This is a genomic window from Streptomyces sp. NPDC001920 (assembly GCF_053594495.1).
Window position 1 is genome coordinate 238,989 of sequence record NZ_JBSFEP010000013.1, and the last position, 11,882, is coordinate 250,870.

The 11,882-nt window shown below is 72.1% G+C and carries 9 protein-coding genes; 1 reads left to right on the forward strand and 8 read right to left on the reverse strand.

Going from position 1 to position 11,882, the window contains the following annotated elements; translation table 11 throughout:
- Positions 1 to 81: 81 nt before the first annotated feature.
- The 4 genes from ACWCPI_RS23665 to ACWCPI_RS23680 all read right to left on the reverse strand — a co-directional run bounded on the left by ACWCPI_RS23665 (position 82) and on the right by ACWCPI_RS23680 (position 5,936).
- On the reverse strand, positions 82 to 966 hold the full coding sequence (locus tag ACWCPI_RS23665) for an ABC transporter permease (protein ID WP_451039970.1): 885 nt from the start codon (positions 964 to 966) through the stop codon (positions 82 to 84).
- Positions 966 to 3,620, reverse strand: coding sequence for an alpha/beta fold hydrolase (locus ACWCPI_RS23670; RefSeq protein ID WP_451039971.1), 2,655 nt, complete (start codon positions 3,618 to 3,620; stop codon positions 966 to 968). The genes ACWCPI_RS23665 and ACWCPI_RS23670 overlap by 1 nt, the downstream gene beginning before the upstream one ends.
- Before the next feature lie 112 nt (positions 3,621 to 3,732).
- The gene (locus ACWCPI_RS23675) at positions 3,733 to 5,199 is read right to left on the reverse strand and encodes a HAMP domain-containing sensor histidine kinase (protein ID WP_451039972.1); all 1,467 of its coding nucleotides are present in this window, start codon (positions 5,197 to 5,199) and stop codon (positions 3,733 to 3,735) included.
- Positions 5,196 to 5,936 (reverse strand): response regulator transcription factor, encoded by a 741-nt coding sequence (locus ACWCPI_RS23680; protein WP_451039973.1) that lies wholly within the window; start codon positions 5,934 to 5,936, stop codon positions 5,196 to 5,198. Before ACWCPI_RS23680 ends, ACWCPI_RS23675 begins: the two co-directional genes overlap by 4 nt.
- A gap of 111 nt (positions 5,937 to 6,047) precedes the next feature.
- On the opposite strand from ACWCPI_RS23680, the gene ACWCPI_RS23685 reads away from it, so the two are divergent.
- A complete protein-coding gene (locus ACWCPI_RS23685; RefSeq protein ID WP_451039974.1) occupies positions 6,048 to 8,270 on the forward strand; it encodes an MMPL family transporter in 2,223 nt (740 codons plus the stop codon).
- A gap of 94 nt (positions 8,271 to 8,364) precedes the next feature.
- Here ACWCPI_RS23685 and ACWCPI_RS23690 read toward each other — a convergent pair whose 3' ends face one another.
- The 4 genes from ACWCPI_RS23690 to mnmA all read right to left on the reverse strand — a co-directional run bounded on the left by ACWCPI_RS23690 (position 8,365) and on the right by mnmA (position 11,852).
- On the reverse strand, positions 8,365 to 8,703 hold the full coding sequence (locus ACWCPI_RS23690; protein ID WP_451039975.1) for a TcmI family type II polyketide cyclase: 339 nt from the start codon (positions 8,701 to 8,703) through the stop codon (positions 8,365 to 8,367).
- A gap of 129 nt (positions 8,704 to 8,832) precedes the next feature.
- A complete protein-coding gene (locus ACWCPI_RS23695) occupies positions 8,833 to 9,492 on the reverse strand; it encodes a response regulator (protein ID WP_451039976.1) in 660 nt (219 codons plus the stop codon).
- A 201-nt stretch (positions 9,493 to 9,693) separates the two neighbouring features.
- The gene (locus tag ACWCPI_RS23700; RefSeq protein WP_451039977.1) at positions 9,694 to 10,383 is read right to left on the reverse strand and encodes a sensor histidine kinase; all 690 of its coding nucleotides are present in this window, start codon (positions 10,381 to 10,383) and stop codon (positions 9,694 to 9,696) included.
- Positions 10,384 to 10,721: 338 nt separating this feature from the next.
- Positions 10,722 to 11,852 (reverse strand): tRNA 2-thiouridine(34) synthase MnmA, encoded by a 1,131-nt coding sequence (gene mnmA / locus ACWCPI_RS23705; RefSeq protein ID WP_451039978.1) that lies wholly within the window; start codon positions 11,850 to 11,852, stop codon positions 10,722 to 10,724.
- Positions 11,853 to 11,882 lie beyond the last annotated feature (30 nt).

An 11,882-nucleotide genomic window follows, 5' to 3' on the forward strand; every position in this document is an offset into this window, starting at 1 on the left:
TGGGCCGGCCCGGACACAAGGCACGGTCATCGCGGGCCGTGAGGCGCTAAGCCTCACGGCCCGCAGCCGTATCCACCGGCCTCAGGAGATGACGTCCTTCGTCTGGAAGCGCCGGAAGGCCAGGGCGACAAGGAGCACCGCGCACGCCGTGGACAGGGCGAGTCCCTGCGCCATCGCGGCCCAGGCGATGCGCGGTTGCAGCGTGTCGAGCCATGCGTACTGCCAGTGCGTCGGCAGGAAGTCACGGGCCCTGCCGAGGGCCGTGACCGCGTCCAGGATGGTCGAGACGATCCACAGCCCGACCGCGCCGCCGACCGCGCCGAGCGGGGCGTCGGTCACCGTCGAGAGATAGAACCCGGCCGCTCCGACCACCAGCAGGCTGCCGTACACATAGGCCGCGACGAGCACCATCCGCCACAGGACCTGGGAGGCCGGCATGGTGCCGCCGCCCGGCAACTGGACGTCGCCCCAGCCGTAGGCGGCGCTGCCGGCCCCCAGCGCGACGGCGGGCAGCAGCAGGACCGTCACGGCGCTGTATCCCAGGGCGACCACCAGCTTGCTCCACAGGAGCCGGGCCCTGGGCACGGGGGCCGCCAGCAGGTAGCGCAGCGAGGCCCAGCCCGCTTCCGACGCCACGGTGTCACCGCAGAACAGGGCGACCGTCACGGGCAGCAGGAAGCTGCTGGAGACGAAGAGGACGAACGCCGCGAAGTTCGGACCGGAGGCCGTGGCGATGGCCACCAGCGCGGGGGCGCCGCCGTCGCCGTCCGTGGGCGACCCCCCGATGGCGAACGCCGTCAGCAGCACCAGCGGCAGCGCGGTCACGGTGCCGAACGTCACCAGGGTCCGGCGGCGCCGGAACTGGCGGAGCGCCTCCACGCGCAGCGGCAGGGCTCCGCCGGGACGGTAGCCGGTGGCGGCCACCGGCGTGCCGCCCTCGGCGGTCTGTCGGATCCCCCGGGCCATCACTGTCCTCCGATCAGGGTCAGGAAGGCGTCCTCAAGGCGGCGATGCGGTCCGATCCGCTCCACCGCCACGTCCATCCGTACGAGTTCCACGACCAGTTGCGGTGCGGTGACCGAGCCGAGGCGGACCAGGAGGCCCTCTTCGACGGGGGTCGCGGAGGCGACGCCGGGCAGCGCGGCGACCTTCCGCGCCAGCGCCTCGCTCGCTGGATCCGCGGTGCCGACCAGCAGCAGCCCGTCGTCCCCGGTGATCTCGGCGACGGGCCCGGACGCGACCAGGCGGCCCCGGTCCATCACCACCAGATGGGTGCAGCACTGCTCGACCTCGGCGAGCAGATGGCTGGAGACGATGACGCTGCGGCCGGTGGCCGCGTAACGGGTCAGGACGTCCCGCATCTCACGGATCTGCGCCGGGTCGAGTCCGTTGGTCGGCTCGTCGAGAACGAGCAGGTCCGGCAGCCCGAGCATGGCCTGCGCGAGGGCGAGGCGCTGCCGCATGCCCTGCGAGTAGGTGCGGACCGGGCGGTCCAGCGCGGCGCCCAGACCGGCGATCTCCAGCGCCGGCTCGCGGTGGGCGTCGGCCTCGGGACGACCGGTGGCCCGCCAGTACAGGTCGATGTTCTGGCGGCCGGTGAGGTGCGGCAGGAAGCCGGGGCCCTCGACGAAGGATCCCAGCCTGGACAGGGCCGGTGCCCCGGGCCGCACCTCCTGCCCGAAGATCCTTATGGAGCCGGAGTCCTGCCGGATGAGGCCCATCAGCATCCGCAGGGTGGTGGTCTTGCCGGCGCCGTTGGGGCCGAGCAGGCCCAGGACCTGCCCTCGCTCGACGGTGAACGACAGATCGTGCACCGCGTAGCGGTCGCCGCCGCCGGCGTACTTCTTGGTCAGCCCCGTGATCCGCAGCGGCACGCCGGCGGGTGCCTGATCGGGCGCGGGCGCCGTGCGGCGGGCCGGGCGCCGGGCGGTCAGCAGCAGTACGGCGGCCGCCGCCACCGCCCCGACCGGCAGGGCCCAGGTCCACCAGGGCACACCGGCGGACTCGGTGACGGTGAGCGCGGCGGAGGTGGGCACCGTGAGGTGGTCCGCCCGGATGCGGTAGGTGGCGGGTTCGGCCGGTGAGGCGAAGCCCAGGTCCGTGCTGGACACCACGACCCGCAGCCGATGGCCGGTCTCGAAGCGGTGGTCGACGGCGGGCAGGGAGACCCGTGTCGTCCCGCCGTCCGTCGCCGTGACCGGGCCGACCAGTTCGCGGGGCAGGATCTGACCGCCGTCCGGGCCGACGTCGTAGAGCTTGGCGAAGAGCACCGCGTCGCGGTCCGCGCGGACCGTGAGTTCCACGGTCGGCGCGCCGGTGACCTGCAGCGGGGCGTCCAGCGGGGCGCTGGTGAAGGCCGCGCTCGCGCCACGGGACTCCCATGCCGGGCCCATGCCGGCGGCACTCGCGAGGGAGGACAGCGAACCGAGTCCGGGAAGAGCGGTCACGCTCGGCGGGGTGCCGCCCGCCGGGTTGACCAGGGTCTGCTCGGGGCCCCGCAGGGCCACGGTCCTGCGTGCCGTCCCGCCGAGCCCGGGGTAGCGGGCGGCCGTCGCTCCGTCGAGCGTGGCGGTCCCGGTGGCGGTGTCGGTTCCGCCCTTGCGGCTGACCCGGAACGCGGGCCCGGCGCCGGCGCCGCCCGCCTTCTTGAGGTGGGTGTCGAACCAGCCGACCGTGCGCCGGTGCACGCGGCCGGTCTCGTCCTCCCCGCCGTCGTGGCCGCCGAGGATCCAGTCGACGGCGACGGGCGTGCCGTTCCCCGCGACGGCCCGCGCGATGGCGTCGCCCTGGTCCAGGGGGAACAGCGAGTCGGTCTGGCCCTGGACCACCAGCGCGGGTACGGAGATCCGCCGCGCGAACGCCGCCGGGCTGACCTCCCTCAGCAGTTCCCGGGTCCGTGCGTCGGCCCGGCCGGTGACGGCCGAACGCTGGAAGGCGGAGCACACCTCGGCGGTGAAGCGTCCGCACGCGGGATCACGGGGATCGGTCAGCCCCTGGCCGAAGAGGATCCCGGACCACAGCTTCTTGAACACCCCTCCGGGGAAAAGGGCTTGGTGCAGGTCCCAGTAGGTGACCGACGGAACGATGGCGTCGATCCTGCGGTCCTGGGCCGCGGCCAGCAGCGACACGGCGCCGCCGTACGACCCTCCGGCCATGCCGACGACCGGATCTCCCGCACGGTCCGTGCGGACCTCGGGTCGCCGGGCGAGCCAGTCGAGCAGCCTGCCGACGTCCGCGACCTCGCCGTCGGCCGCGTTGAGTCCGATCCGGCCGCCCGAGGCGCCGAAGCCACGCGCCGAGTAGGTGAGGACGGCGTACCCGGCGCGGGCGAGCAACCGCGCCTGGTCGCGTTCGCTGTCCTTGGTCCCGCCGAAGCCGTGCGCGAGGATCACGCCCGGCCGCCTCCCGCCGCCGGGCGAGGTGTAGTACGAGGTGTCGAGGCGGACGCCGTCCGCACCGGTCAGGAAGCGGTCCTCCCGGTGTACCCGCGTCGGGTCGTCCGCCGTCGCCGTCCAGGTCAGTGTGAGGGCGACGAGGGTGAGGGCCGCGGCAGCCGCGGTCCACCGCCCGCGTGGCCCGCGCAGGGCCCGCAGCCGCCGTCGTAACGTGTCCGTCTTCACCGTCTCGCTCTCTTCTCGGTACGGCGATGCCGGTGCACCGCGCTTGTCGGTACGGCGATGCCGGTGCACCGCGCGGATGCGCCGGGGACCGGCCGGGGAGCCGGGGGCCCGGTCATGGGTGGTCGAGCGGCAGCCGGACCCGGAAGACCGCGCCCTCACCGGGGGTCGCGTCGACCTCGGCGCTGCCGCCGTGGGCCTGGGCGACCGCCGCGACGATGGCCAGCCCGAGCCCGGAGCCCTCCTTCGGGCTGTCGCCCGGCACCTGGGCGCGGCTGCGGGAGGGGTCGACGCGGAAGAAGCGCTCGAAGACGTGCTGGGCCTGCTCCTCGTCGAGCCCCGGTCCGCTGTCCGCCACCTCGATCAGGGCCTGTCCGTCCCGGGCGCCGACGCGTACCCAGGCCTCGGTTCCGTCCGGGGTGTGCTGGCGGACGTTGGAGAGCAGGTTCGCCAGGACCTGCCGCAGCCGGTCCGCGTCGCCCCGGACCACCACCGGGCCGTCGGCCGAGGCGGTCTCCAGCAGGAGTTGACGGTCCGGGGCGAGCATCCTGGCGTCGTCGACGGCCTCCCCGGCCAGGGCGCCGAGGTCGACCCGCGCCAGGGCCAGCGGAAGTCCCTGGTCCAGCCGGGCGAGGAGGAGCAGCTCCTCGACCAGGGAGCCCATGCGGCGGGCCTCCGACTCGATGCGGGCCATCGCCTGGGCGAGGTCGTCCGGCCGGTGCGCGGCGCCCCGCCGGAACAGCTCCGCGTAGCCGCGGATCGTGGCGACCGGTGTGCGCAGTTCGTGCGAGGCGTCGGCGACGAAGCGGCGCAGCCGCTCCTCCGCCCGGCGGCGCTCGTCGAACGCGGACTCGATCTGGCCGAGCATGGCGTTCAGCGCGAGGCCCAGCCTGCCGACCTCGGTGCGCGGCCCGGCGGCCGGGATCCGGCGGGCCAGGTCGCCGTCGCCGATGGCCGCGGCGGTGGTGGCGATCGACTCCAGGGGGCGCAGTCCACGGCGTACGGCCCGCCACGACAGCAGGGTCACCGCCAGCAGGGCGGCCGCGGCCGAGGTCGCCGCGACCACGCCGGTGCGGTGCATGAGCTCGTCGGCCACCGTCGTCCGCATGCCCACGAGCAGGATGCCGTCGGGCAGGGGCGAGGAGTGCAGCAGCCAGTCGCCGCCGTCGGCGCCCGGCACCGTGTGGAAGGAGCCCTCGGGGGTGCCGTCGGCGGTGGCCCGCTCGGGCCACAGTGCGGAGGGCAGGGTGCGCGGCAGGTCCGGGCGGACGCCGAAGTCGGAGGTCTCGCGCACCTGACCGTCCCGGGTGCGGGTCTGGAAGAAGGACGGGAGGTCGCCCTGCTCGACGGATGCCCGCCAGACTCCGGTCAGCTGGTCCGCGTCGTGCGGCAGCGTGAGCCGCCCGTCGCTGCCCGGCGCGGTCAGGTCCGCGCGCAGTTGCCCGGACACGGCGGCGAGCACCTCGTCGTTCTGGTCGTGACGCCAGTCCTGCAGGGCGCCGAAGGTGGCACCGACGGAGAGGGCCATGCCGAGGGCCAGGAGTCCGGAGAGCACCAGGACCAGCCGGGTGCGCAGGGTCATCGGCCGGCCCCGCGGTCCTGCCGCCCGGTCTCCCGGCGCCGGGCGTCGGCGTCCTGCAGGCGCAGCACGTAGCCGACCCTGGGGACGGTCTGGATGAGCGCCGGCTCGAAGACGTCGATCTTCCGGCGGAGGTAGGAGACGTACGTCTGCACCACGGCGTCGCTGCCGCCGAAGTCGTACTCCCAGACGTGGTCCAGGATCTGACGCTTCGTCAGGACTCGGCCCGCGTGCGCCGCCAGATAGCGCAGCAGCTTGAACTCCGTCGGCGTCAGGTCCACCCGCACCCCGTGCCGGCGGACCTCGTGCGCCTCGTCGTCGATCTCCAGATCCGCGAAGGTCAGCCTGGTGCGCTCCTGCGGGTGCGCGGTCCTGCGCAGCACCGCGCGGATACGGGCGATCAGCTCCTCCAGGCTGAAGGGTTTGGTGACGTAGTCGTCGCCCCCCACCGTCAGCCCGGCGATCTTGTCCTCGGTGGAGTCACGGGCCGTCAGAAACACCACGGGTGCCTCGAACCCGGCCTGCCGCAGCCGGCGGCAGGCGTCGATACCGGAGCCGTCCGGCAGCATGACGTCCATCACGATGAGGTGCGGCCGGAACGCCTCGACCAGCTCGGCGGCGGCACTCCCGGTGCCCGCCACCGCGGTGTCGTACCCCTCGTAGCGCAGCGCGGTGGCAATGAGGTCCGCCAGATAGCTCTCGTCGTCAACAACCAGGACACGCAGCGTCGTCAGGTTCACAGCGCCAGTGTCACCCGGCCGGGTTCCCGTCCGCGGGGGTGTCGCCGCATTGACAGAGATCTCTAAGAACGGTCTATGAGCCGTCGAAGAACTTTCTGATGGCCTGGTCGCATGGAGAAAATCTGCGACTTCGTCCTTGGACGGAAGCGACTTGTGCGGATGCTCGTCATCCTGATGCTGCTCGCCGGGGGCGCGGCCATCGGCCTCTTGCTCCCGAACATGGACGAGCGCAACGCCTACCCCGGACTGCCCGGGTACGAGGCCAACCAGCAGATCATGAAGACCTACGGCAACGGCGGCTACGAACGGCCCTTCGTTCCCGTGGTGACCCTGCCGGAGGGGCAACGGGCCGAGGACCCGGAGGCGAAGGCGGCGCTCGGCCGCGCGTTCGACGAGGCCGCCGAGAAGCTGGACGCCCGCGTCGCGTCGTACGCCAACACCTCCGACGAGGCGTTCCTCGGCGACGGCGGCCGGACGACCTTCGGCCTGGTCTTCGGCGGACCCGTGGAACAGGGCGGGCTGCCGGGCAGCGCGCTCGGCGAGGCGCCCGAGCTCGGCCCGCTGATCGTCGACGCCATGCGCGACGAACTGCCGCCGGGCTCCGAGGTTCATGTCACCGGGCTCGACACGCTGGCGACCGGCGCCGACCAGGGCGGCCTCAACGTCCCGGTGAAGCTGCTGGTCACCATCGGCGCGGCGATCACCGTGCTGTTGTACGTCTTCCGTTCCGCGCTGGCGTTCGTGCCGCTGCTGACCGCGCTGGTCGCGGTGCCCGTCTCGTTCGTGGGACTGCTCGCGGTGAGCCCGTTCATCTCCGTGCACGAGACGACCGTCATCATGCTGCCGCTCTTCGGGGTCGGCATCGCCATCGACTACGCGCTGATCCTGGTCACCCGCTGGCGGGAGGAGGAGGCGAAGGGCCACCACGGTGACGACGCGGTGCGCCGCGCCATGGCCACCTCCGGACACGCCATCGTCTTCTCGGCGGGCGCGGTCGCCATCGGCCTGGTCACCATGGTGCTGCTGCCGATTCCGCTGATCCGCAGCCTCGGCGTCGGCGGAATGATGGTCACCGCGGCGAGCGCCCTGGTCTCGCTGACGCTGCTGCCGCTGCTGCTCAGCTCCTCGGGCAAGCGCCTGCAGCGCCGCAGGCAGGCGGGGCGGGCGGACCGCGAGGCCCTGAAGCGGGAGGCGTCCGCCGGGCGGTTCTGGACCGGGGTCGCCAAGAACGTGGTGCGTTTCAGGTGGCTGACCGCCGCGGCGAGCGGTGCGGTCCTGCTGGCCCTGTCCTTCACGGCGTTCGGCCTCAACCTGTCGGTGCCGACCACCGACCACCTCTCCGACTCCGGCGCGGGCCGGGCGGGACTCACCGCGCTGACGGACAGCGACGTGCCCTCGGGCACCCTCACGTCCTTCGACGTGTACGTCCCCGAGGGCACCGACCCGGCAGGCGTGGCGGACACGCTCCGCGCCACGGACGGGGTCTACGCGGTGGCCGCGCCGCAGGACGGGCAGTGGCGCCGGGACGGTTCCGCGGTCGTCACCGTGCTGCCGAGCGACGAGGGCGGCTCGCCCGCCGGAGAGGAGACCATCGCCCGGGTGGTCGACGCGGTGCCGGACGGCACCCTGGTCGGCGGCAACGTCACCCAGCAGATCGACTACGTGGACGTCACCTACACCGCCTTCCCCTGGATGCTGGCCGTGCTGTCGCTCGTCACCTTCGTGATGCTGGCACGGGCGTTCCGGTCCCTGCTCCTGCCGCTGAAGGCGATCCTGCTCAACCTGCTGTCGCTCGGGGCGGTGCTCGGCGCGATGGTCGTCCTGTGGCAGTGGGGCTGGGGCACCGAGGCCGTGCTGGGCATCCAGCCGGACGGTTCCATCGGCACCTTCGTACCGGTGACCATCTTCGCCTTCCTGTACGGGCTGTCGATGGACTACGAGGTGTTCATCCTGTCCCGGATCCGGGAGGAGTACGACCGCACCGGATCCACCCGGACCGCCGTGGTCAACGGCGTCGGACGCACCGGCAGGCTGGTCACCTGTGCCGCGCTGATCCTGTTCTGCTCCTTCGCCTCGATGGCCTCCGGCGGGGAGCTGGACGTGTCGATCTTCGCCTCCGGCATCGCGCTGGGCATCCTGATCGACGCCACGCTCATCCGCGGGCTCCTGGTGCCGGCCACGGTCGCGATGATGGGCAAGTGGAACTGGTGGCTGCCCGCCTGGGCCGCCCGCCTGCTGCGGGTCGAGCCGTCACCGGTCCGCGAGGAGGCGGTGACGCACGAGCGGCCGGCCGATCCGGAACCGGTGGGCACGGCCGGCACCGGGCGCGGCTGACGCCTTGTCGCTGCCCTGGCCGCCCGGCGCGCATCGCCGCCACGGCCGACCCGCAGCGGTCGTCCATGGCGGCGATGGGCGCCGGGCAGGGCCGCTACGCCCCCTCGTGAGGGGTCCAGCGGTAGAAGGACGTCGCGCTGGCGTCCGCCGGGCTGCGCCAGGTCTCGGGGTCGTAGGGCGCGATGAGGGGATCCAGATCGGCGCACAGCCGCTGGAAGTCCTCACGGACCCGTGCGGCGGCCATGGCGCGGTCGGCGTCCCCGTCGAACTCCACCAGGTGGAAGTAAAGGTCGTCGTGGTAGTGGAAGAGTTCGCGGCGTGTCACCCCGAGGTCGGCCGGCAGCGAGGTCCGGTCGGAGGCCGCGAATATGGAAGCGACTTCCTCCGCTTTCTCCGGTGCCATGCGGGCGACGATGAGAATCCGATCGGCCATGGGCGTCTCCTGTGTGACGGCGGACATAATCCGGCAGTCACGCTAAGGCGGCCCGGCCCGATCCGTCTTCCCCACCCGGGGGGAATTCAGCCTCCCCCGCGCGGAGGAGGCCCACCGGATGCGCGAAGGTCAGACGAGCCCGTTCTCGTAGGCGTAAATGACCACCTGCACCCGGTCCTGCACGCCCAGCTTCCGATACAGGTGCTGCACATGAGATTTGACCGTGCTTTCCCCCAGGGTGAGTTTCTCCGCGATCATCGCGTTTCCGTATCCCTGGACCAGCAGCCGGAATACATCGAGTTCCCGGCTGGTGAGGGACGTCAGTTCGGCGGCGGCGGAGGAAGGGACGGCGGGCCGGCGGACGAACTCCCCGATGAGGCGCCGGGTGACCGACGGGGACAGCAGGGCGCCGCCGTCGGCCACCTCCCGTACCGCCTCGGCGAGTCGCGCCGGGGAGGAGTCCTTGACCAGGAAGCCGCTGGCTCCGGCCCTGAGCGCCTCGAAGACGTACTCGTCCTGGTCGTACATGGTGAGCATGACGATCTTCGGCGCCGCGTCCCGCGGGCCGCCGGAGAAGATCCGCCTGGTCGCTTCCAGGCCGCTCATCCGGGGCATGTTCACGTCCATCAGGACGACGTCCGGCGCGGTGCGCCGAACGAGTTCCAGCGCCTCGGCGCCGTTGGACGCCTCCCCGAGGATGGTGATGTCTTCCAGCGGTGCGAACACGGCGCGCAGCCCCTGGCGCACCAGTGGCTGGTCGTCGGCGATGAGCAGGCGTATCGGTTTCATGGGCCTTCCTGGGAACTCTCGGTCGGAGTGCGTTCGTGCCGCGCCTGGGCCACCCGCGGAGGCCGAGGCGCACGAGCCGGGAGTCCGTCGGCATGGGCGACCGTCCTACGGCGGCGCTCCGCCCGCCGGTGCCGGAGCCGACCCGACCGGTCGCGTCGGGCAGGGCTGGGCACCGACCCGACCGGTCGCGCCAGGCAGGGCCTAGGCGGTTGCCGGGAGGGGCCGACCGGGACGGCTGGGCAGGGCGGTCGTGATCCGTACGCCGCCGCCGGGCAGTTCCTCGTAGTCCAGGGAGCCGCCCAGTTCGGCGGCGCGTCGGCGCATGTGGAAGAGGCCCTGTCCGGCGCCGGGGACCAGAGGGGCCGTGGAGGGGCCGCGCCCCAGGGAGCGCACGCCGTCGTCGCTCCTGGCAGCGGGTCCGTTGACGATGCTCACATCGAGTTGTTCGCCGAACTCGACCCGTACCTCTATGGGCCCCTCACCGTGCTTGATGGCGTTCGTGACGCCCTCCTGGATGATCCGCAGCGCAGCGAGTCGTGTGCTGGCGTGCAGATTCGCCTCGGCCTCGACATTGACGAAGTGGACGGCGAGGTCCACCTGCGGGAGGTCGATGCCGAGGGCGATCACATGGTCCGACAGTGAGGCGTCCTTCGCCGGCGCTCCTCCGGATCGCGGCAGCCAGCCGACGGCCTCACGGATCTCTCGCTGGACCTCCAGGGCCAGGTCTTCGATGGCGTGCGCCGTCTTTGGCGCGTCGGCGGACAGTTGCCGGGCGTGCATGACGATGCCCAGCATTCGGTGACCTGCACCATCGTGCAGTTCCGAGGCGATGCGGATCCGCTCACGGATCCTCTCCTGCCGGGCGAATTCCTTGAGCTGACGCCCCCGCATTCTTGAGCGGACCAGGACTCCCAGCGCGAACGAGAATGCCACGAGCTCGAAAATAAATAGGCTACGCACAAGTGAAAGAATGGAGAATATTCCGCTCCCCACAGTGGATCATCCCCCCGTAAGAACATCCACCGGTCTTTCAAACGACCGTACCATGGGCTCGTTGAGTACGGGGAGCGGGATCATGACGAACCCTGAGTAACCTCTTAGAGTTCTCTGTGAGTCCCCCCAGAGAGCGACGCCCCGGGTCAGGCATTGTTGAACGGATTCCGCGTGAGCCGGTTGGGAATTCAACATTCCATTTATCGGGATGCCGAATCCGGCCGCATTCCGGATTCTCAGACGGCCGAGGCCGCCGCCCGTACCGTCGACGCGATCGTCGCCGAGCCCACCACGCGCGTGCCGTCGTACAGGACGATCGCCTGGCCGGGTGCGACACCACGGACCGGCTCGGTGAAGGTGACCTGCAGGGAGCCGTCGACCAGCTCGGCGGTCACCTCGGTCTCGCCGCCATGGGCGCGCAGCTGGGCGGTGTAGGTGCCGGGGCCGGTCGGGGCGGCGCCGCACCAGCGGGGCTTGACGGCGGTCAGGGCGCCCACGTCCAGGGCGGAGGCGGGGCCGACCGTCACCGTGTTGTCCACCGGCGAGATGTCGAGGACGTAGCGCGGCTTGCCGTCGGGGGCCGGGGTGCCGATGCGCAGGCCCTTGCGCTGGCCGATGGTGAAACCGTACGCGCCCTCATGGGTGCCGAGCTTGGCGCCCGTCTCGTCGACGATGTCGCCCTCCGCCTTGCCGAGGCGGTTCGCGAGGAATCCCTGGGTGTCGCCGTCGGCGATGAAGCAGATGTCGTGCGAGTCGGGCTTCTTGGCCACCGCAAGGCCCCGGCGCTCGGCCTCCGCGCGGATCTCGTCCTTCGTCGTCACGGTGTCGCCGAGCGGGAAGAGGGCGTGCGCCAGCTGCCTCTCGTCCAGGACGCCGAGGACGTAACTCTGGTCCTTGGCCATGTCGGAGGCGCGGTGCAGTTCGCGTGTGCCGTCCTCGTTCAGGACGACCTTGGCGTAGTGGCCGGTGCAGACCGCGTCGAACCCCAGGGCCAGGGCCTTGTCGAGGAGGGCGGCGAACTTGATCTTCTCGTTGCAGCGCAGGCACGGGTTGGGGGTGCGGCCGGCCTCGTACTCGGCGATGAAGTCCTCGACGACATCCTCGCGGAAACGGTCGGCGAGGTCCCACACGTAGAACGGGATGCCGATGACGTCCGCGGCACGGCGGGCGTCCCGGGAGTCCTCGATGGTGCAACAGCCCCGCGCACCCGTGCGGAAGGACTGCGGGTTCGCGGAGAGCGCGAGATGGACGCCGGTCACGTCGTGGCCCGCCTCGGCCGCGCGGGCGGCGGCTACGGCGGAGTCGACCCCGCCGGACATGGCGGCGAGGACGCGGAGGGGGCGGGAGGGCTGCGCGGTGTCAGTCATAACCCTTCCAGGGTACGGGGGCGCGGGAAC

Excerpts from the sequence above, each read along its gene's own strand:
- ACWCPI_RS23665 (WP_451039970.1), bottom strand. The coding sequence starts at position 966 with ATGGCCCGGGGGATCCGACAGACCGCCGAGGGCGGCACGCCGGTGGCC.
- ACWCPI_RS23675 (WP_451039972.1), bottom strand. The coding sequence starts at position 5,199 with ATGACCCTGCGCACCCGGCTGGTCCTGGTGCTCTCCGGACTCCTGGCC.
- ACWCPI_RS23685 (WP_451039974.1), top strand. The coding sequence starts at position 6,048 with ATGGAGAAAATCTGCGACTTCGTCCTTGGACGGAAGCGACTTGTGCGG.
- ACWCPI_RS23700 (WP_451039977.1), bottom strand. The coding sequence starts at position 10,383 with ATGCGGGGGCGTCAGCTCAAGGAATTCGCCCGGCAGGAGAGGATCCGT.
- ACWCPI_RS23690 (WP_451039975.1), bottom strand. The coding sequence starts at position 8,703 with ATGGCCGATCGGATTCTCATCGTCGCCCGCATGGCACCGGAGAAAGCG.
- ACWCPI_RS23695 (WP_451039976.1), bottom strand. The coding sequence starts at position 9,492 with ATGAAACCGATACGCCTGCTCATCGCCGACGACCAGCCACTGGTGCGC.
- mnmA (WP_451039978.1), bottom strand. The coding sequence starts at position 11,852 with ATGACTGACACCGCGCAGCCCTCCCGCCCCCTCCGCGTCCTCGCCGCC.